Genomic DNA, 21,565 nt, shown 5'->3' on the forward strand with positions numbered 1-21,565 from the left:
TATTTCTTCTGCTAATTTCAGGGCTTCCTGCCGCACTTCTTTACTGTATGTTTGATTCATCTTCTATCGCTCTCCTTATACTTATACTTTTAGTATAGCATATCCTCGCGATTCAGACTCTACTTTTATCGTAGCACTCCACCGTAAGATTTCGCGGTAATTGGTCATTCCTTTGACCTCCTTCATGTTTTCACACTGATTGTGTGTAACATGATTTTACCACGATTTATTGACTGCACTGGGTTCCGTTTTGACTGCACTCGTTTTCCGTCGCTGCTGCACTAACTTTCCGATCTAACTGCACGGTTTCAACCGACGTAATCATTTTGAATGCCTGTTACCACAGAATAAAAGAGTTGTTTGGCTGAGATCATAGCGTAATCTTTCACTCTCGAGGAGGTGCAATATGCCCTTTAGCATAGTCCGGCAGGACATCACAAAAATGAAGGTTGATGCAATCGTCAACGCCGCAAACACCGAGCTTCGGATGGGCGGCGGCGTTTGTGCAGCGATATTCAATACGGCGGGCGTGTCCGAATTACAGGCAGTCTGCAACAAACGCGCACCTATTCAGACGGGCGATGCGGTCATAACGCCGGGGTTCAAGCTTCCCGCCAAGTTTATTATCCAGACAGCGGGACCGGTTTACCGTGGCGGCAAGCGCGGCGAAGAAGAACAGCTCCGCTCCTGCTATCTCAACAGCCTGAAACGAGCGGTGGAGAATAAGTGCGGGAGCATTGCGTTTCCACTGATTTCAAGCGGCAGCTATGGCTATCCGAAAGACAAAGCTCTGCGCGTTGCAGCCGGAGCAATTCGGGACTTCCTCGGCGAACACGACTTGCAAGTCTACCTCGTCGTATTCGACAAGGCGGCGTTTGCTGTCAGCAAAGAGTTGCTTGGTGAAGTTGAAAGCTATATTGACGAGCATTATGTCACAGAACACCAAACCCAGCGTCGGGAGTTGCTTGAGACTGAGCTTCAAGTCCTGAAACAAGCCGACCTGTTCCGCTATGAAGCGCCGGCGCCTGTGCGGACCAGGACGGTTCAGGCAGGCCTTGACGATTTGATAGGTAACCTCGACGAGTCGTTCTCGGCGGCGCTCCTGCGGCTGATTGACGCCAAAGGCAAGACGGATGTGGAAGTATATAAACGTGCCAACCTTGACCGAAAGTTGTTCTCCAAAATCAGAAGCGGCAAGGGCTACATGCCAGGCAAGCGCACCGCCGTTGCCCTCGCCGTTGCCCTGGAGTTGTCGCTTGCACAAACAGAAGACCTTTTGGAGCGAGCCGGCTATGCACTGTCACACAGCCAAAAGTTTGATGTGATTGTCGAATACTTTATCGTCAACAAAAAATACGATATTTTCGAGATTAATGAGGTGCTGTTTCAATACGATCAGCCACTGTTGGGAGGGTGAGAAGGCGGAACGGATAGGACGGAAGCGTCGGGGGATTTTGAAAATTATTTTTACTTAGGCAATTCAGAAGTTCACAGCTTGACAATGGTGTAAACCGGTATCCGGCTCCCGCTGCGAGCCATCATGCAGACGGTAAACATATCGGGCAGCAAACAGACACAGGATCAGATGGGTGGGATGACTCGCTGAGAAATAGCCGGTCCACGCGGCAAGGATCAAGGGAAGCCTGGCTCATCGGTTGCAAAGTTCCCGGGGAGAGCGCTTCGCAAAACCCGATTTATGCCGTTGATTTGTCGCTTGCCAAGCGACCGGCTGCCCTGCCGAAATTGTTATCCTTAAGTCATCATAAAACTTGAGGAGGGCATGGCAATGAAAAAAGGATTGACGGAACTAGTATTCATACTCGACAAGAGCGGCTCGATGAGCGGACTGGAAACCGATACGATAGGCGGCTACAATGCTATGCTTAAAAAGCAGCAGACAGTCGCCGGCGAATGCCATATCACAACGGTGCTTTTTGATAACAACTATGAGCTGCTCCACGACCGTATAGACATCAAGGCGGTCAGCCCGATCACCGAAAAGGAGTACCAAGCCGGCGGATCGACTGCGCTTCTGGATGCCATAGGCAGGACGATACATAAAATCGGCAGCGCCCGGCAGCACACCGCCGACGATTACCGTGCCGAAAAGGTCTTGTTCGTCATCGTCACCGACGGCGAGGAGAACAGCAGCCGCACGTATAGCGCGGACAAAGTCAAGGCGCAGATCGAGCGGCAGAAGGCAAAATACGGTTGGGAATTTCTCTTTCTCGGCGCGAATATCGACGCTGTGCAGACAGCTTCGCGCTTCGGCATCGCACCCGACCGCGCTCAGAATTATCACGCTGACAGCGAGGGTGTGGAGCTCAGCTTCTGCGTGATGAGCGAAGCTGTTGCCAAATTCCGGGAAAGCGCCGCCATGCCGGAGGACTGGAAGGAAGAGATACAGAAAGATTTTAAATGCAGAGGGGGTCGAAAATAATGCTGGGTGCTATAATCGGCGATATCGCAGGTTCCATCTACGAGTGGCATAATATCAAGACGAAAGATTTTCCTTTGTTCAGCGACGACTGCTTTTTTACGGACGATACCGTTATGACCGTTGCCACTGCCGACGCGCTGATGAACGGCGGTAAAAAGGACGATTTTATTGATGCTTATAAGAAATGGGGACGCCTGTATCCCAACGCCGGTTACGGCGGCAGATTTGGCAGTTGGTTGAACTCGGAGGATCGCGAGCCGTATCACAGCTGGGGCAACGGCTCGGCGATGCGCGTATCACCCTGTGCATGGGTCATGAACTGCGGATTCTACGGCAGAACCGGCTGCCGACCGTCAAACGGTTGGGCTACGGTTACTTGCTCCGCCGAGGTAACACACAACCATCCCGAAGGAATTAAAGGGGCGCAAGCCACGGCAGCAGCAATATTCTTGTGCCGGTTCTATGCCGAAGCTCACGCTTTTGCCAGCCTTGACGAATTGAAAGACGAAATAAAAAAACGGATAGAGAGTAATTTTGGCTATGACCTGTCCCGGACACTGGACGAAATACGTCCGACCTATCGCTTTTACGAAAGCTGTCAAGACACCGTACCGCAGGCAATCAGAGCTTTTCTCGAAAGCAGCGATTTTGAGGATGCCATTCGGAACGCCGTCTCGTTGGGCGGCGATAGCGACACGCTCGCGGCGATAACCGGCAGCATTGCCGAAGCCGCCTACGGTATTCCGCAGTGGATCAAGCAGAAGGCATGGACTTACCTCGACGAGCCGCTCCGCGATGTTTGCTGCCGCTGGCACCAGTTTAGGCACGAAACCTAACGCCGGCGATGCGGTGCAGACCCGCTAACGATTTATACTTGCGCTAACGGAACTGCAACCCGCGCCTGCGGTTTGTCCGGCTAACATACCCTGTCTCAAAAAAAGCAAGGCGTTTCAGCACTTAATCGTTTCTTTTCCGATCTCCGCACATGCTGTCTGCAGTAGCTGATATCTCCAAAGCAGCGCCTTTACCTATACTCGCGCCGGCGCTGGGCAGAAAGGGTGTTCATCGTCGCTAACGATATGCTGCAGCTCCTCGTATTCACGCCGCGGTGCTTCTACTTTTGTTATGCCGTGTTTTTCGCGCAACCCTGCCACGAAGCGTCTTACCGTTCGGTCGGCGGCGTCAATCTTATATTTCTCACACAGCAAATCCCCGACCTGAGCTGCCGACATACCAGGGTAGCTTTCAAGCCAGTGTAAAACCGGCGGTTCATAGGCTGCCAGCGCGGACAGCTTATTCACAGAGGCTAGTGTTTGCGCGTATTCATCCGGAGACATGTCCCAATATTTCCTTGCGGTTTTCGGCTCACCCGCAGCATATGTGCTACCTGCCGCATGCTGAAGCCCTTTTCTTTTTGTGCCTGAATTTCACTATACATTTGCCATCCCTTCATTTCTGCTCATACCTCCCGCATCTGTTTTAACAAGCGTTCGGTTCTGGCTGCTTTCCTCGGGGTGGCTCAATTTGTGGCCAAAACTGGTTCACTTCGTTTGACCATTTTTGGATGTAAGTGGTAACATAAAGTATACCATTTTCGGACACGAGAAATAGGCCAAATCTCGCCACAAAGTATACCAGTCCTCGCCAGAAAATAGGCCATCTTTGGTCTGTAATGGGTTACACCTTTTGAAGTAAAGCAAATTCAGAAAGGAACTTAACAGATGAAGGAGTTAGAAATGTATAGCAGAATCAACGAACTACTGCACAAAGGTTTTTCCGAGCGCAGGACCGCAAAGATTCTGGGAGTCAACCGCGGAACCGTGAAGAAGTATAAGGAAAAGCATTGAATGCGAAAATGTCATCCCCGAACGGTTCGTTGTGCGCCTGCTCTCATAAAGGTGACGCGCTGAAGTCGTTCCTTATGGTTTTAATTCTTGACTCGTACACAAAAAGAGGGTATACTATTACTCAATAGGGAACAGAAGGGTGGTGATCAGCATGAAGCAATCTAGATTTTTACGTGCGAAGGAGCTTTTTCCAGGCAGTGACATCGTGCGTAGATATTCATTCAAAACAATCGGCAGATGGGATCACTATGCCCTTTTAGCAAGAGCAAACCATCGTCTTGCAATGGGTTTTGCCATTACAGGGGACCAGTCTGTTCTTTTTGAAGGTAAAGATTGTTTTGAATGCCTGTCACCACATAGTAAAGCGGCATAAATTCGCTTCTTTATGTTTGGTCGGCCCTGTGCAGTCAAAGCGATCTGCTCAGGGTATTTTTATGTCCAACGATAAAGGAGTTTTTAATCATGATTGAGATTGCAATGAATGAGTTGAATCAGTATTACGGTGCAAATCAGGTGCTGAAGGGCATTTCGTTTGAAATTTACAGCGGTGAGAAAGTCGGACTGTTGGGTAAAAACGGTTCGGGTAAAACGACGCTGTTTAAAACAATCACCGGTGAAGAACCCTTTGAGAGCGGAAGCATCGCCAAAGCAACGGGTAAAAAGATCGAAATGCTGGCACAAATTCCTGTCTTTGGCGCAAACGAGACAGCGGAGGATATTTTACGCTCGTCGTTTGCGGAAATCACAGAGGTTTTTCAAGCGATGAAAGCAATCGAGGGAGATGCCACCCCGGCCATCCTCGCACGCTATGGGCGGCTGATGGAGCGCTATGAACAGCTTGGCGGCTATGAAACCGAGGTCAGGATCGATAAAATCTGTGCCGGCATGCAGATCGACGCTAAGGTGCGCCAGAGCCTTTTCGAGCAATTAAGCGGCGGTGAGAAGTCAAGAGTGAACTTGGCGCGTATCCTGCTGCGCGAGTGCGACATTCTCCTGCTGGATGAACCGACCAATCATCTCGATTTGGCTTCTCTGCAATGGCTGGAAGACTTTCTGCATAACTTCCCCGGCACGGTGGTTGTCGTATCGCACGACCGGGTCTTTCTCGACCATGTGGTGACGCGAATCATCGAAATTGAGGATGGCAAGGCAAACTTCTATGCGGGGAACTATTCGTATTATCTGGAAGAGCGTCAGCAACGTTACCTGACCCAGGCGGAACAGTATAAACAACAACAACATAAAATCAGCCAGCTGGAAGAAGCGGTAAAAAGGCAGCGCATTTGGGCAGATATCAATAAGAATAACTCCAGTCTGGCGAAACGCGCCCTGGCCATGGAAAAACGGATTGAACAAATGGACAAGGTCGCAAAACCTGTCACGGCAAGAAAGCTGGCGGCAGGGTTTGACAGCGGCGGCTATGCGTCAAAAGAAATCGTGTCGTTTGCTTTGGTATGCAAGCGTTACGGCGAGAAAGTTCTGCTGCATAATCTGAATTTGAAAATCCTCCGCAACGAGCGGATCGCCTTTGTAGGAGCCAATGGCTGCGGTAAGTCCACGCTCCTAAAAATGCTGATGGGGGAAGAAGCGCTTGACAGCGGTGAAATCAGTATCAGCAGCAATGTTAAAATCGGTTATCTGCCGCAAATCATCCGCTTTGAGGATGACAATGCCACAATTTTGGAGCTCTTTCGCGCTGAGACCAACCGGTCTGAGGAAAATTCCCGTAGCATACTGGCAAAGTTTCATTTTTCCGCGGCCGATGTCGTTAAAAAAGTCCGTGTTCTTTCCGGCGGAGAAAAAAGCAGATTAAAACTTTGTTTGATGATGCAGAAAAATATCAATTTTCTGCTGCTGGATGAGCCAACCAATCATCTGGATATCGCTTCCAGGGAATGGATCGAAACTGCGCTCGCCGATTTTGAGGGGACGATGCTTCTTGTTTCCCACGACAGATACTTTCTCAATAAATTCACGGAGAAAGTCTGGAATATGGAAAATGGCACGATCACCCCGTACGATTGCGGCTTTGAGGCCTATCTTGCAGCCGTTCGTCAAGCCAAGGCTGCGGAAATTGTGCCAAAGAAATATAGCCCTCAGCCCACACAAAAAAGCAAAGAGAAAGCAGTTTCCCCAAAAGCAGAAGAGACGAGCATCGAGCAGCAAATCCTTGAGGCGGAAGCGGAGCTTGGCAAAATTGACGCGGCTATCGAAGCAGATTTAGCGAGGGAGGATTTCTCAAAAATGCATGAATTGCTGGCAAAAAAGCAGCAGCTGGCGCAGCATATCGATGCGTTGTATACCGAATGGCCAGAAAGCGGCGATCACACCAGAAAAGATACTGTAAAACCAAAATAACGTTGCGCGCTCAGAACCAAGGTATACCAAAGAACGCGGTGTAGATGGCTTCTCAGATCAATGGGAAAACGTCAGGTGGCAGCTGAACTGACAGATCGCCACCCGACGGAGACATCCTCGTGGTGGTCAATCAATGATACCGCAAGGCGGGAAGCGACTGGAACACATCATAAAATTTAAAACAAACGCGGCTGATTTTCAAAATAGCCGCGTTTGTTTTAAAATCTCTTGAACTCGACCTTGTTTTTAGTTGCATATCGAGTAGCAACAAACATTTGAGATGGTTTCCCATACCAATCAAATCAAATTAGTTGGAGCTTTATCTGTCAATAGATTTCCAATAATAGTAGATATAATTTATACTTCTTTCGTTTCAGAGGGAATGTTTCACTATTTCACTTTCTCCGCCACTTCAATCACGCAGCAGCCGTCGCCGTCCATCACGTGTTTTGAGTGCTTCATGGTATGCGTGGGGTCGTAAGCCTCATACTTGGCAGGGTCCACCAGGCAGTAGGAGCGGGCCAGGGGTGTGTTGTACTGCGAGAATACATCGGCAATGGGGCAGTAAGCAACGCAAGGCTGCGTTTTGCCGTCCGCTGCCGTAGTCATGCCATTTTCCCAGCCTTTGCTTGGCAGGTCGGGGATAGAGCGAAAATTCTCGTAGCTTAAGGCTTTGCCCTGGGTGAGCACGGCATCGCGGGTAGCTTCACCGCAGAGGGTGCCGTAGTCCCAAACGATTTTTTCGGTCAGACGTTTGGCTTCCGCTTCGCCGAATTCGGTAATCAGGCTGGTGGTCATGGCATGGTAAAAAAGCGATAAGCGCCGCACTGCCAGGCGGACATCCTGCGTCCAGGCTTGTTCAATTTCAGGGCTGATCGCTAATTGCTTCTGATCCGGCATGAAAATTCACTCCTCTTTTTTTGATCTGCGCTCCAATTTGTTGTTTATTTCGGCATTCCAGCGGAAAAAACCTGCCTGCCGCTCCATTCTGTCCTCTAAAAAATCAGAATCTGCTGCCACGAGCGGCAGGAAATCGAGGGGTGAAAAGCAAAGTAAGAAAGAGAATTTGAGAGTGGAGGGATTAGCATGCAGAAAGCATTACAGGCAATTGAAAACAACCGCAGTGAACTCATCCAATTGAGTGATACGATCTAGGGTTTTGCCGAGACTTCGTTAAAAGAATACCGTTCTGCCGGGGCGAGCAGAGATTATTTGGCTGCCAGGGGATTTCGGATTGAAGAGAATGTGGCAGGCGTGCCGACTGCCTTTACTGCTACCTGGGGCAGCGGCAAACCGGTGATCGGATTTTTAGCCGAATACGACGCCTTGCCCGGCTTGAGCAACCTGCCGGCCTCCAGTAAAAAAGTACCGCTGAAAGAAGGGGCACCCGGTCATGGCTGCGGTCATAATCTGCTGGGTGTCGCCTGCGCCGGCGCCGTGCTGGGTCTGAAAGCGGAGATGGAAGCCGGCAATCTGCCCGGAACCATCGTTTATTTTGGCTGTCCGGCCGAAGAAAACTACAGCGCCAAGGCCATGATGGCCAAATACGGCTGCTTTAAAGAGGTTGATATTGCCATCGCATATCATCCCGGCAACAAAAATGGCGTGCAGCTGAACAGCTCCAACGCCAATAATTCTTTAAAATTCACCTTCCATGGCCGCACCGCCCATGCCGGCGGCGATCCGCATAACGGCCGCAGCGCCTTGGACGCGGTGGAACTGATGGATATCGGCAGCAACTATCTCAGAGAACATATCATCAGCCAGGCCAGAATTCACTATGTCATCACCGAAGGCGGTATGGCTCCCAATATAGTGCCGGACCGGGCCCAGGTTTGGTATTTTGTGCGGGCACCGCAAGTGCAGGTTTTGCGCGAGATCGTCGAGCGGGTCAAGAAAATCGCGCACGGCGCCGCCTTGATGACGGAAACCGAAGTGGATATTTTATTGGAGAGCGGCGTTTACAACACGCTGCCCAATGAAGTGGTCAGCCAAGTCATGCACGAAGCTTTAGTTGCAGTTGGTCCCGAGCCTTGGGACGCGGCCGATCTGCAGTTTGCCGCGGACTTAGCAGACAACGTCGATCCGGAAGAGCGCAAGACCAAAGCCGCCATGATGAAGATAGACGCCAGCGTTCCTTTGCTCAGCGGAGTTGGGGAACCTGCCGGCAAAGGTACTGCCATGGCCGGTTCCACCGATGTGGCCGATGTCAGTTGGAACTGTCCGACTTGCATGTTCGGCACCGTCACCATTCCCTGGGCGATTCCCGGCCATTCCTGGATGGTCGCTTCTTCTTCCGCCAGCTCCATCGGGCACAAAGGCATGATCTATGCCGCCAAAGCCATGGCGGCGGCCGGTTTGCGTTTCCTGCAGGACGAAACCCTGGTCCAGGCAGCCAAAGCGGAATTCCACAAAGCCATCGAGGGTGTGGTTTACGAATCGTTCCTGCAGCAGCCCTACCCGGTTTTTCCCAGAGAGGAATAATCGTCGTTCCGGCGGGCTTTTTTAGTAATCCTATAGGAATTTAACTTAACTAGGAGGTCAAGCAGTTTTGAGTAAAGTTTATTTTAGCAATTTGCGCACCGAACCGGGCTGGAATCTGCAGCAAAAGCTGACCAAACTGATGCAGCAGGCGGGTATCGGGCAGATCGATTTTGCCGGTAAGTTTACCGCCATTAAAATTCACTTCGGAGAGCCGGGCAACCTGGCTTATCTGCGGCCCAATTATGCCAAAACGGTGGCCGATTTGGTCAAGTCGCTGGGCGGCAAACCTTTTTTGACCGATGCCAACACGCTCTATGTCGGCCGCCGCAAGGATGCCCTGGAGCATATTGAAGCCGCCTACGAAAATGGCTTCAGTCCCTTTTCCACCGGCTGCCATATTCTGATTGCCGATGGCCTCAAGGGCAATGACGAAGTTCTGGTCCCCATTGAGGGCGATTATGTCAAAGCAGCCAAAATCGGCCGCGCCGTCATGGATGCCGACGTTTTTATGTCTCTCACCCATTTCAAAGGTCACGAGAGCACCGGTTTTGGCGGTACTCTGAAAAACATCGGCATGGGCTGCGGCTCCCGCGCCGGCAAGATGGAAATGCATAACAGCGGCAAGCCGTTTGTGCGGCAGGAACTCTGCATCGGCTGCGGCAAGTGCACAACGGTTTGCGCCCAGCAGGCGGTGACGGTCACGAACCGGAAGGCCCTGCTGAACGAAGATCAATGCGTTGGCTGCGGCCGCTGCATCTCCGTTTGCCCCCAAGATGCCATCGCCGTCAAATGGGACGAAGCGAACGATATTCTCAATCGGAAAATCGCCGAGTATGCCTGGGCGGTCGTTAAAGATCGTCCGCAGTTCCATATCAGTCTGGTCGTGGATGTTTCTCCTTTCTGCGATTGCCACTCCGAAAATGATGCGGCCGTCATCCCCGATGTCGGCATGTTCGCTTCCTTTGACCCTGTCGCTTTGGACGTGGCCTGCGCCGATGCCTGCAACCGTCAGGCCGCTTTGCTGGGCAGCTACCTTGAGCCGCGGGCAGAGCCTGGTCACGATCATTTTCATGCCATGTTCCCGGATACAAATTGGCAGACTTGTGTTGAGCAAGCCGCAAAACTCGGTATGGGCAGCCTGCAATACGAATTGATCGAAGTAGAATAGACCGCTGAGCAGACCGCGTGATTTTTTGCTCCGGTTACACTGGGAGGTGAGTCTCGTCGTGCAGAAAAAGAGTTCTTTGCGCAAGGTGTTATTCTATGTCACAGCCGTTCTGTTCAATCTGGCAGCCAGTTTTGCTCATCCGGTAACGCCAACGATTTTTACGAATTTGCATTTGGGCAGTTATATGTTCGGCGTGGCTTTGGGCTCCATGATGATTGTCAATTTTATGTTTTCTCCCTTCTGGGGCAAAATCATCACTTATATTTCCAGCCGGAAATGTCTTTTGCTCAATTGCGCCGGTTATGCGCTCGGGCAGGTCTTTTTTGGCCTGGCGCGGACCGAGAGCGGTTTTATTGCCGCCCGCATGTTTACCGGCTTGTTCGTCAGCGGTTCGTTTGTGGGTTTGCTGACTTATGTGGTCAATACCGCCAAGGATGAGCGGCAGCGCGGCCGCGATCTGACGGTGATCGCCACCATTCAGTCGGTCGGCGGCGCCTTTGGGTATATGATCGGCGGACTCTTGGGTGAAATTTCCACTTATTATGCCATCTGGGCGCAGGCTGCCTTGCTGTTCAGCTGCGGTATCTTCTTCTACTTGGTCTGCGAAGACGATACGCAGGTGTCATTCCGCAGCCTGAAGCTATCAAAACTTGTCAAAGAGGTCAATCCTTTTTCTGCATTCCTGGCCAGCCGCCAGTTTATGACCCTCACCTTTGCGCTGTTGTTTGGCATCTGCGCTCTGCAGAATCTGGGCGGCACCGCTTTTGACCAGTCGTTCAATTATTACATTAAGGATCAGTTCCAGTTTACTTCCGGCTACAACGGCGTCCTTAAGGGGATCATGGGTCTGATTACGCTGATCGCCAATGCCACTATCGGTCTCTGGATGATCAACCGCACCGATGTCCGGCGTTCCATTATCGGCGTGCTGGCGGTTTGTACCGTCACCATGCTGGGCATTGTACTGACCGGCAGTGTGCTGCCGTTTATTCTGATCAACATCGTATTCTATGCCTGCAGCGCGGTCAGCATTCCGGTGCTGCAGTCGATGGTAGCCAAGAAAGCGCACGGCGGCGAAAGCAATCTGATCATGGGCTTTTATAATTCCATGAAATCGCTGGGCGGCATCATCGGCGCCTTTGCTTCCGGCGCGCTGTATACCTTTGCGCCCAAAGCACCTTTTGTGCTGTGTCTGGCAGTCTTTGCTCTGGCTGCGGTCTGCGCTGTTATCTATCAGCGGCGCAGCCAAAAAGAAGAGGAGACGACGGCTGCTTAAGGGCAAGTTGATTGAGGTCGGGAAGCCGTTTTCCCGGCAGGTTTTCTCTCAACAGCGGGGCTCGGCAGCGGGACGGCGGCAATCCGGTCCCGCTGTTTGTTCCGTTGCGCCGGGTGAGCGCAGATTCGAAAAACCGGACTGCATCAGAAGCATTTAGCAAAGACATAAAGACCTGGAGAAAGAAAACTTCAGATCCGGATAGGAAGCATCCGATTGCTATCAATCGGTGTATGTGCTATATTGATCAATAGATCGCTGAACAGACCCGCCTGGCGCAGTGAGGGTTGGTTGGTGGATTTCACAGCAAAGGAGATAGGTTTGCCTTGCCTGCAAAAACGCGCTCACTCCTGGTTATCGTCAGCCTTTATTTCAGCCTTTACGCGCTCTCCATCTGGGCGGAACAGCAGCTGCTCACCGCGCTTTTGGCTCCCATCGGCGGCTTGCTTTGCTTTGTGATCCTGCTCGGCGCTTTTTTTCGCTCGCCAAAACAAGGAAGGATACGTTACGCCTGGCTGCTGCTGAGTTTTGCCGGTCTCTGCTGGCTGCTGGGCGATCTGCTTTGGCTGCTGGATGAACAGGTATTGCAGCAGAATGCGGCCGGCAATACTTTTATCGCCCTGCTCTACCTGGGGACCAATGTGTTTCTCTTGGCTGCTTTAGCGGTTTACGGCATGGACAATTTTGGTAAATGGAGCAAGATCCAGCTGATTTTGGATGCCGCCATCGTGACAATTACCACCTTGCTCTTAACCTGGCATATTTTTTTCAAAGAAAGTTACGAATTGTTTGACCAATTCGGCGGCAGCGGCCTGGTCACGATTCTGACCATTTTTCTTGACTTCGTTTTAAGCATAGGGGCTGCCGTCTGGTTTGTCTCTTACCGGGACAACAAACCGGCCTTACCAATCCGGATCACGGCATTTGGTGTTATGCTGTATCTGATTACGGATATCTGCTGGATCTATCTGGATCTGAACCGGCTCTATATGCCGGATGGCCTGGTAGATGCTGCGTATATGGCTGCTTTGTTGATCATCGCCTTCAGCGCGGCGGTTCATCTGCAGGATCCGGAAGAATTGCAGTACGGCGAAGCGTATTCCGCCAAACGTAACTTTTGGAGTAAAATCGTTTATATTTGCATTGCCCCTCTGATGACGCTGTTTTTCCGCGGTTTTGATCTGTTTGTCCTGATCAATTTTCTTTTGCTCGGCCTGTTTTATATCAGCGCTTCCGCTTATATTCAAGTCTCGATTAAAAATGAAAAGATTTTGCGTGATCAGAATCGGGAGTTGGCGCTGCGCATCCGAGAGCGTACGCAGGAATTGGAGGAAAAGAACCGGCAGCTGGATTACTTGTCCAATCATGATACGGTGACAAATCTCTTCAACCGGCGCTATTTCTTGAGAACCCTGGAAGAAATACTGCAAAGTATCGCGCCAAATGAGACGCTGGCCTTGCTGTTTATCGATCTGGACCGCTTTAAAACCATCAACGATACCTATGGCCATTCCATCGGCGACCGGGTCCTGGTGGAATTGTCCAAACGCCTGCAGGCTCTGATCGGCGAGAAGCAAACGCTGGCGCGTTTTGGCGGCGACGAGTTTATTCTGGCGGTGCATTCCGGTTCTGCTTACGCAGAAATCGAGTCGATTGCCGGGAAGATCATCAGGGAATGCAGCCGGGCGATCCGGATTGATCAATATACTTTTTATCTGACCGTCAGCATCGGCATTTCTATTTTCCCTCTGGATGCCAAGAACGTCGATACGCTGCTGAAGAATGCCGATATGGCCATGTATCAGGCAAAAAAACAAGGCTGCAACGAATATGTTACCTTCAGCCGGCAATTGCAGGATCTTGTGCAGCGCAAAAATGAAATTGAAATGCTGCTCAAGCATGCCGATTATGAGCACGAAATGACGCTTTATTTCCAACCGCAATTTACTCTGAGGGAAAAGAAGTTAATCGGCATGGAAGCTCTGCTGCGCTGGAACAGTCCGCAAAAAGGCTGCCTCGAACCGGCGGAGTTTATTCCCATTGCGGAAGAGACGAACGACATCATCCCGCTCGGCGGTTGGGTATTGAAAAAAGCGATGCAGCGCATCGCGGTTTGGAATGAGACCTTTGCTCTGGATTTGAAAATGTCGGTCAATGTCTCTCCCAAACAACTGAATCAAATTGATTTTATCGAGCGGCTGCAGGCATTGCTGACCGATTGTGCCATCCGGCCCGCCTGGCTGGATCTGGAGATCACAGAAAATGTTGCCTGGGAGGGAAGGTTCCCTTTCAGTAAAACAGCCGGTCAGCTCAAACAGCTGGGAGTCAATATTTCAATTGATGATTTTGGCACCGGTTATTCTTCTCTCAGTTCGCTCAAGTTGTTTCCCATTGATAAAATCAAGATCGCCAAGCCGCTGATCGATGCTGTCAGCCGGGAGAATCTCGGCCAGAGCATCGCGAAATATACAATTCAGCTGGCTAACGCAATGGGAATCAAAACGATTGCCGAAGGGGTGGAGACGAAAGAACAAATGGAGTTGCTGCTGGAACTGGGCTGCGAGCAGGTACAGGGCTATTATCTGGGTAAGCCGCTGCCAGCGGAGCAATTTGAGCAAGCTTTTTTAATAGCCGGTCTCCGGCAAAACAACACGGATCCCTGAGAGGCGAGTCTTGCTGAATCAGGCTGCGGTCGGACAGAACAATCCGTCCAATCAGCACGGCAGTTCGGCTTGATGGCCGGCCGGGGGGGGAGTAAAATAGAAGATGAAGCTGACAACACTGTGTTATCTTGAACAAAATGACTGCTACTTGATGCTGCACCGGATCATCAAAGTGAACGATGCCAACCAAGACAAATGGATTGGCGTCGGCGGACGTTTTGAAGCGGGTGAAAGTCCGGAAGAATGTTTGCTGCGCGAAGTGAAAGAAGAAACCGGGCTGACGCTGCTGTCCTATCAATTCAGAGGGCTGATCACCTTTGTCTCCGATCAATGGTCAACAGACAATGGTCAACAGAATATATGTGCCTTTTTACGGCGGATCGTTTTAGCGGCGAGCAGATCGACTGTGATGAAGGCGAGCTGCAATGGGTGGAGAAAAAACAGCTGCAGCATTTCAATTTATGGGCCGGGGATCGCATTTTTCTGCGGTTGCTGGCAGAGCAGTCGCCCTTTTTTTCCTTAAAATTGAGCTATGAGGGTGAAACTCTCAAAAGCGCCTGTCTGGACGGGAAAAACTTGCCGCTATAAAAATAGAAAAGCTTATACGACAGCAAAACAGCACGGCAGCCACCGGATCAAACGGTGAGCGCTGTGCTGTTTTGATAAAACGGCGGTGAGCCGTTTGCTGCGATAGGTTAGGGTGTTACGGTTGGCAGTGAAATGATCTGGGCAGCCAAATCCTCATTGCCCAATTCGGCGAGCATGGCCTCCAAAGCATCCAGAGCGGCGCCATACTCGGTCCAATTGCCAGCTTTGCGCTGCTCGGTCACAATGGCATATTGCGCCAGAATGTCCTGAATCAGGGTGGTCAAGCTGCGGTCATCACCGCTGGTGCCGGAAGGCACTTCTGCGCCGCCTTCGCCGTCACGGCTGCCGAAGATGGCGGCCAAAGCCTGTTCTAAGTTATCTTTCATCACAACATTGCTGCCATAGGTGACGATGACTTTTTTTAATTCCGGCAAGGAGCTGGAGTCGGAAGTGATGTAGAGCGGGATGATGTAGATCAGGGAATCTTTCAGCGGTACGGTAATCGTATGTCCTTTGGTTACCGTAGAGCCGCCCTGATCCCAGAGGGAAAGGTCTTTGGAAATTTCCGCCTGCTGATTGATTCTGGCTTCAATCTGCGCCGGGCCGTAAACCAGTTTGTCTTTCGGGAAGATATAGACAGAAAGTTTACCGGTTCCGTCTTCACCCACAGCGCCGGCCAGGAAAGCCACCATGTTGTCTTTCTGCGCCGGTGTCAGAGGATAGAGATTCATAAATTCAGCGGTATCGGAGCCGGGGAATTCCAGGATATCATAATAGGGCTGCACGGTCACATCATTGGTGGTCGCCACCGCCCAGGCGTCTTCCCGGTTATAGAACACCTTGGCATCGGTCATATGATAGTTGAGGAACATAGAGGTTTGCACGGTGAAAAAGTCTTCCGGGTAACGTATATGATCTTTCAATCCCTGCGGCATTGCGGCATAAGGGATAAAGAGGTTGGGGAAAATCTTGGCATAAGTTTGGATAATCGGGTCTGTTTCATTGTAGAGATAAAATATCGTCGTACCGTCATAGGCATCGACGGTGACTTTGACGCTGTTGCGCAGGTAGTTGGCGCCTTTGCTCTGTCCGTCCAACTGCCAGGATTGTGCGTAGGGGAATTGGCTGCTGACGGTGTAAGCGTCAATGATCCACAGTAAGCGGCCTTCATTGATGACCAGATAAGGATCTTTATCATAGGAGAGGAAAGGAGCCAGCGTCTGGACGCGCTCCGTGATTTCGCGGTGCAGCAGGATCTTGGAATCGGGCGTAATTTCATTGGTCAGCAGCGGATTGACGGTATTCAAACGGATACTGAACAGAATACGGGCGAAGAAAGAATTGATGGGAAGACCGTCTTTGCCTTGATAGCTGGTTTCGGCATTGGCGTCGCCTTGCGGATAGTCGAATTCCTGCGATTTGGTGCCGACAATTACATAATCTTGGGTCAATTCGCCAAAATAAATTTCCGGGCGGCTAACAGCCAGTTCCGCTACCTCAGTGCGCGGCGGGATATCCTTAACAATCAATTTTGGCTGTCCGTCACTGGTGATCTCGTTGCTGGGCGCTACCACAGCGCCGTAACCATGGGTATATTTCAAATGCCGGTTAACCCAGGTATCCGCTTCGGTTTGCAGCGCGTCAACCGGCAGTTCGCGGGCGCTGATCATCACAGGTACCAGTTTGCCGCCGATCTGATAGCGGTCAACATCCACATCATTGAAACGGTAATACAGTCGCATTCCCTGCAATTGGCTGAAGGCTTCATGCGTTTGCTGGTAGTTGAGCAAAGGCGCCGTATCCAGGCTGGTTGAGTATTCCTCCAGTTCGGTCCAGTTGGCCGTGCTGTTGTTCGCAATCGGGAAATTGATCTCATTGGTGTTGTCTAAGTCATAGGCCATGCGGGTATAGGCAATATTATAATTGAGATACTCTTCTTCCATGGTGAATTCGTTGGGATTGACCTGCAGGTTTTGGATCAGCGCCGGGACGATACTTTCGCCTAGCACAGCAACCAGAGCCACCATCGCCAGAGGCACCCAGGCGGTTTTTAAACGCGGCTTGACAATTTGTGACAGCATCAAGAGAGCGCTGAAAACGCTGAGACCCATGCAGACATAGAGAGCCGGTAGGGTGACATGCACATCGGTATAACTGGCGCCAAAAGCAACCCCTTTGGGTGAGTAAACCAGGTTGTACATACTCATCAGGAAGTTGCCGCCTTGCAGCAGAAAAGCGATGGCGCCCAGAATGCCCAGATGTGTGTAGGGGCGGCGGTCCAGCGGCGCTCGCCGGAAACCGCCGTTGCTGAAATAGAAGAAAGCGCAGATGGCAAATAAGAAAAGCACCAAGCCAAACAGCACTTGCAGAACCAATTCATAAATCGGCAGGGAAAACAGATAGAAGCTGATATCTTTGTTGAAAATAGGATCTGTCACACCATAGGCGGTTTGTTTGAAATAAGACTGGATCGCCAGCCAATGAGCGGCAAAAGCCAGACCGTTGCTGATGCCGACCACTGCGGAGAAGAGGAAAATAATCCAGCTCAAAAGAGGGCTGCGGGCAATGACCCGTCCCCACTCGGAAAAGTTATTCTGCACTCTCTGGCGTTGACCGCTGAAATCCACTTGGATGACTTCCGGTTCATTATTATCTTCCGGCACAGCTCTGGCCAACCATTTTTGCAGCCACTTCAGGTTGAGAAATACAAACAGAAAGGTGAGAACCGCCGCCGCAACACCGATGCTGATTTTAGAGAAAAGAATAGTGGTAAACACTTGCTGGTAGTCCAGAGACCGGAACCACTGCCATTCGGTAAAATAATAGGCGAGGGTTCCGGTACTACCCACGAGAAGGAATAAAACCGCTAACAGCCATAGCAATTTTTTCTTCATATCCGGCGCCTCCTTTACATTGAGCGTAATTCATTATAGCAAATCCACTGTGAAAAAGAAACATAAATTTTATTTCTGCGGCAGGAAAAATCTTTAGCTTGGCGAAATGATAGGCAAGCAATATTCTAAAGGAGGCGTTTTCTTTGGCTAAGTATGCGATTCAGGGCGGCTCTGTGTGGACCATTACCCATGGCAAAATTGAAAACGGTGTGGTCTTGGTAGAAGATACGAAGATTGTTCAGGTCGGCGACGCCGGAACGAAGATCCCTGCCGATTATACCGTGATTGATGCAACCGGTAAAATCGTGCTGCCCGGCTTCATTGATGCCCATACGCATCTTTCCTTATTTGGAGATCCTTCGGTTTGGGCGGCCGGCGACGGCAATGAAAAGAGCGGCGCCATTCAGGCGCGTTTGCGCGGGATCGATTCTCTCAATCCGCAGGATCCTGCCATTCCGGTCGTACGGGAAGGCGGCTTTACCGCTGTTTATACCGGTCCGGGCAGTTCCAATTTAATTGGCGGCACCGGCTTTGTCATGAAATTACGCGGCCGCAGTGTGGAAGAAATGGTTATCCCCGGTACGGAAGGGATGAAAATGGCTTTGGGTGAGAATCCCAAACGCAATTATGAAGGTAAATCCAATGGCACCCGCATGGGTAATGCGGCCGTTCTGCGCGATGCTTTGATGAAAGCCACCGATTATATGCGAAAAGTGGAAACCGCCAAAGCGGAAGGAAAACCGGCTCCCGACCACGATCTCAATTCCGAAGCGCTGATCCCGGTCTTGAAACGTCAGATGAAAGCCCGTATCCATGCGCATCGCGCCGATGATATTCTGACGGCTATTCGCATTGCCGAAGAGTTCAATCTCGATTATATTATCGAACACTGCACCGAAGGTTATAAAATTGCCGATATCCTGGCGGCAAAACATGTCCGCGCAACGGTCGGTCCGCTCAACATGGGCCATAGCAAACAGGAATTGTGGGAAGTATCCTGGACCAATCCGGCTGTTTTAGCCGAAGCCGGTGTGATGGTTGCTTTACAGAATGATACTGCCGCCAATACGCGTTACCTGCCCATCATGGCCGGTATCGCCGTCCGGGAAGGCATGAAATATGACGACGCTCTTCGCGGCATGACCATCATCCCCGCCGAAATGCTGGGCGTGGGCGAGCGTATGGGCTCTCTGGAAGTCGGCAAAGACGCCGATATTGTCATCTTCACGGGAGATCCGCTGAGCAATCTGAGCAAGTGCTGTTTTACGATGATCGACGGCGAGATTTACCACCAAATCTAGTTTTTAGCGTACAAGAGCTGCCGCAGTGACCGGATGGTCTGAACTGCGGCAGCTCTTTTTCCGTCGGAAGTTTCAGCGCGGGATGTAGTCGAGGTGAATGCTCAGTTGGCTTAAACTGGAGAAACTGTCCGGACCGCTGGCGACGATCACGTCCTCTGCGGAAAAATAAGTGATTTCCGCAACCGGCGGCAAAAACGGTTTGCGCTTTGACGGCGGGTTCATTGTTTTTGGATTTTTTTCTTGTACAAAACTCAGGTTTGTCATAGTCGTCTCCTTTATTCCAGGCCGTGAGCCGGAGAACAGACCATTGCGCTGAAAACGGTCTGCTCTGTGCCGGCTGAATCCAGGCAGATTAAATAAGAACGGGCGTAGAGCGTTTCGGTTGGCATGGCGGAAGTGCTGACAATGTAGGTGCCGCCGGCTGTGTTGGGCGTATGGCTGCGCTGAAATTGAACCGCTGCCGAACCGGGAAACAAATCGGCCGGATTTGGTTCCGCGGCGCTGAATGTCAGCAGAACGCCGCATTCCAGCGGAGTGAAACCGGCGGGAATCTCATATTCCGTAATCAGATGCAGCGGTTCGGCAGCGGCTGCCGAATCACCTGTATCTCTTTGTAAAAAGGGCAGACTAACCAGCGGCAGCGGTGAAGGCGCCGCCACCGCATAGAGCGGCGTCAGAAGGACGGCATGGCTGACGATAAAACGATAGGGATTTTGATACGAAACGATTTGACCGTTCGCCTGCCAGCCGGCGAAGACCTGCCCGGCAACGGCGGCAGCGGCGGTTGCGCTGACGCCGGCGGCGTAGGGATACAGGGTTGGTCCGCCGGCTGTTGTGATTTCACCGTTATTGGTGACTGCAACGGCAAAGGGACCGGCGACGCGGCTGTACTGCGCTTCCAGCAGCGTGTGATCGCTGATCTGCCGCAAATCCTGCGACCAGGCGGCAAAACGATATCCATAGTAATGGGGAATTTGCGCCGGTGCGTCCACACTGCCCGCGACAGCTGTTTTTGTGGCGATGATTTGTCCGTCCAAAGCAAGGAAAACAACGCGGAACGGCTCACCGCTTGGCTTTTCAACGGCTTGCAAAAAAGTATCGCGGTAAAGCGTCGCCCGGTAGGTAGGCTGCAGAGAAACCACGCGCCGATTCAAACTGTCATACCAATACCAAAAGCGCTCTCCTTCGGCGGTAAGGCAGAATTCGGTGTTGCACGGGTGCGTTTGCGTATAGACGGCGGCAGCCTCAGGCGCAGCCGCCAGACTGTTGCGGAATAAATCGGTTGCCGAAGCGCTGACGTGCAGCAGCGGCTCCGCTACGGCTGTCATAGCATGAGAAGTGGAAAGTTCGGAACGGAAGGCGGTGTTCAGCCGGTAGGTTTGGCCGCCTGCCCGCAGGATGATTTCACTTTGCCCCAGCGGCAGCCATAAATAGAGATAACCGCTGGCTTCTGTGGCGCTGGTGCGGGTAAAAGCGTAATGGTAAGGGTAGACAGAACCGGCAGAGCAGACGGCTAAAAAATCGACGCTGCTTGCTTTGGGTAAGCCCGTGAGTACGCGCCGGTAGAGCGCCATGGTTTCGTTCGGCGCCGCAGCGGTGGCCAGGCAGTTGGTCGAGGCACGTAAGCTGCCGCCGCTGATCCGAAAGCGCTGATAATTGCTGATGCCGGTAGAGATATTCGCCGCGGCAGTCACGCTGCCGTCGCTCATCGTAAAATCAGAGCCGCCGCCGCTGCCGTTGCCTTGGAAGCCGTTGGCTTTGTTGCCGTCGCCGATCAGATCAATCCGGCCGCCTTCGATACTCAGGTGCTGCCTATCGTTGCTGCCCTTGCTGGTCACCACTGCGCTGCCGGCGCTGCACTGCAGCGTCAGACCGCCTTCGCCTTGAATCGTCAGGGCAGCGTCGCAAGCGGACAGCAAACCGCGGCCAAACTGCACCGCAGCAGCAGCAGCTGAGAAAGTATTCAGACTATCTTTGGCCAGAATCAGCGTCAGTGAGGCATCCCCCGTAATTTGCAGGGCGGCGCTGTCGGCGGCCGTCAGGGAGATCAGACAACCCTGCAGTTCCAGGCGATGCCGGCCGCCGGTTACCGTAATGCCGCTGGTCAGCAAGTCGGAGTTTAAGCTGCCTGTGAGGCGATAACCAAACTGATTGAGGGCGGTGACTTCGTTTCCGGCGGCATCCCAACCGCGGATCCCGTCGGCACTCAGCGTGATGGCGCCCTGCGATAGATCCAGTTCGGTCAGACTTTCCTCCGCCGCCTGAGCGCTAAGCGGAAGCTGGAGCAGAATGAGAAACAGACAGCCGGCCAGGCAGAGCCTGAGCCGAGGCGTGAAGGCGAAGTCAGGCAGGCGCGCGAAGCGTCCGCCGGCTCGCCGGGCAGGTAAAATACAGCTTTGCCGTTGAGCGGTCATGCCGGTTCCCCCTCCGTGCTGGATTCACATAAATTACCATATCGATTATATATTTAAAACAGAATTAATTCAATAAAAAATTATGGGCAATATTGGAAACATCCGGTCGTATTCTGTCGAATGAACCGTTAACCT

The 21,565-nt window shown here is 51.7% G+C and carries 15 protein-coding genes and 1 pseudogene; 11 read left to right on the forward strand and 5 right to left on the reverse strand.

Features of this window, described 5'->3' with window-relative positions; all coding sequences use genetic code 11:
• The first annotated feature begins 406 nt into the window (after positions 1–406).
• From LLG09_02795 to LLG09_02805, 3 genes are all read left to right on the forward strand, one after another.
• Complete coding sequence (locus tag LLG09_02795) at positions 407–1,417, forward strand: macro domain-containing protein (protein ID MCE5196043.1); 1,011 nt, start codon at positions 407–409, stop codon at positions 1,415–1,417.
• A 369-nt stretch (positions 1,418–1,786) separates the two neighbouring features.
• Positions 1,787–2,440, forward strand: a complete 654-nt coding sequence (locus tag LLG09_02800) for a hypothetical protein (protein ID MCE5196044.1) — start codon at positions 1,787–1,789, stop codon at positions 2,438–2,440.
• Complete coding sequence (locus LLG09_02805) at positions 2,440–3,276, forward strand: ADP-ribosylglycohydrolase family protein (protein ID MCE5196045.1); 837 nt, start codon at positions 2,440–2,442, stop codon at positions 3,274–3,276. Before LLG09_02800 ends, LLG09_02805 begins: the two co-directional genes overlap by 1 nt.
• A gap of 192 nt (positions 3,277–3,468) precedes the next feature.
• Here the strand turns inward: LLG09_02805 and LLG09_02810 are convergent, their stop codons facing one another.
• Entirely contained in the window at positions 3,469–3,777 is a 309-nt protein-coding gene (locus LLG09_02810) for a hypothetical protein (protein MCE5196046.1), read from the reverse strand.
• A 661-nt stretch (positions 3,778–4,438) separates the two neighbouring features.
• Here LLG09_02810 and LLG09_02815 point away from each other — a divergent pair.
• Together LLG09_02815 and abc-f are read left to right on the forward strand one after the other, a co-directional pair.
• Positions 4,439–4,660 carry a hypothetical protein gene (locus LLG09_02815; protein MCE5196047.1) on the forward strand — a complete coding sequence of 74 codons (222 nt, stop codon included), beginning with the start codon at positions 4,439–4,441 and terminating at the stop codon, positions 4,658–4,660.
• A gap of 89 nt (positions 4,661–4,749) precedes the next feature.
• A complete protein-coding gene (gene abc-f / locus LLG09_02820; GenBank protein ID MCE5196048.1) occupies positions 4,750–6,645 on the forward strand; it encodes an ABC-F type ribosomal protection protein in 1,896 nt (631 codons plus the stop codon).
• Positions 6,646–7,035: 390 nt separating this feature from the next.
• Here the strand turns inward: abc-f and LLG09_02825 are convergent, their stop codons facing one another.
• Positions 7,036–7,545, reverse strand: a complete 510-nt coding sequence (locus LLG09_02825; protein ID MCE5196049.1) for an L-2-amino-thiazoline-4-carboxylic acid hydrolase — start codon at positions 7,543–7,545, stop codon at positions 7,036–7,038.
• Between the two features lie 312 nt (positions 7,546–7,857).
• Here LLG09_02825 and LLG09_02830 point away from each other — a divergent pair, with 312 nt between their 5' ends.
• From LLG09_02830 to LLG09_02850, 5 genes and pseudogenes are all read left to right on the forward strand, one after another.
• Positions 7,858–9,129, forward strand: a complete 1,272-nt coding sequence (locus LLG09_02830; protein MCE5196050.1) for an amidohydrolase — start codon at positions 7,858–7,860, stop codon at positions 9,127–9,129.
• A gap of 67 nt (positions 9,130–9,196) precedes the next feature.
• Positions 9,197–10,297: a DUF362 domain-containing protein gene (locus LLG09_02835; protein MCE5196051.1), complete on the forward strand. Its 1,101-nt coding sequence runs from the start codon at positions 9,197–9,199 to the stop codon at positions 10,295–10,297.
• 58 nt (positions 10,298–10,355) lie between these two features.
• The gene (locus tag LLG09_02840) at positions 10,356–11,573 is read left to right on the forward strand and encodes an MFS transporter (protein ID MCE5196052.1); all 1,218 of its coding nucleotides are present in this window, start codon (positions 10,356–10,358) and stop codon (positions 11,571–11,573) included.
• A 323-nt stretch (positions 11,574–11,896) separates the two neighbouring features.
• The gene (locus LLG09_02845) at positions 11,897–14,233 is read left to right on the forward strand and encodes an EAL domain-containing protein (protein ID MCE5196053.1); all 2,337 of its coding nucleotides are present in this window, start codon (positions 11,897–11,899) and stop codon (positions 14,231–14,233) included.
• A gap of 103 nt (positions 14,234–14,336) precedes the next feature.
• Positions 14,337–14,821, forward strand: a pseudogene (locus LLG09_02850) (8-oxo-dGTP diphosphatase).
• A 107-nt stretch (positions 14,822–14,928) separates the two neighbouring features.
• Here LLG09_02850 and LLG09_02855 read toward each other — a convergent pair.
• Positions 14,929–17,715 carry a UPF0182 family protein gene (locus LLG09_02855; GenBank protein ID MCE5196054.1) on the reverse strand — a complete coding sequence of 929 codons (2,787 nt, stop codon included), beginning with the start codon at positions 17,713–17,715 and terminating at the stop codon, positions 14,929–14,931.
• A 143-nt stretch (positions 17,716–17,858) separates the two neighbouring features.
• On the opposite strand from LLG09_02855, the gene LLG09_02860 reads away from it, so the two are divergent.
• On the forward strand, positions 17,859–19,016 hold the full coding sequence (locus LLG09_02860; GenBank protein ID MCE5196055.1) for an amidohydrolase: 1,158 nt from the start codon (positions 17,859–17,861) through the stop codon (positions 19,014–19,016).
• Positions 19,017–19,088: 72 nt separating this feature from the next.
• Here LLG09_02860 and LLG09_02865 read toward each other — a convergent pair whose 3' ends face one another.
• Both LLG09_02865 and LLG09_02870 read right to left on the reverse strand, forming a co-directional pair.
• On the reverse strand, positions 19,089–19,280 hold the full coding sequence (locus LLG09_02865) for a hypothetical protein (protein ID MCE5196056.1): 192 nt from the start codon (positions 19,278–19,280) through the stop codon (positions 19,089–19,091).
• 11 nt (positions 19,281–19,291) lie between these two features.
• The gene (locus LLG09_02870; GenBank protein MCE5196057.1) at positions 19,292–21,430 is read right to left on the reverse strand and encodes a carbohydrate-binding domain-containing protein; all 2,139 of its coding nucleotides are present in this window, start codon (positions 21,428–21,430) and stop codon (positions 19,292–19,294) included.
• Between the last annotated feature and the right edge of the window lie 135 nt (positions 21,431–21,565).

The sequence above is a fragment of the Negativicutes bacterium genome (genome assembly GCA_021372785.1).
Classification (GTDB): Bacteria; Bacillota; JAAYKD01; order JAAYKD01; family JAAYKD01; genus JAJFTT01.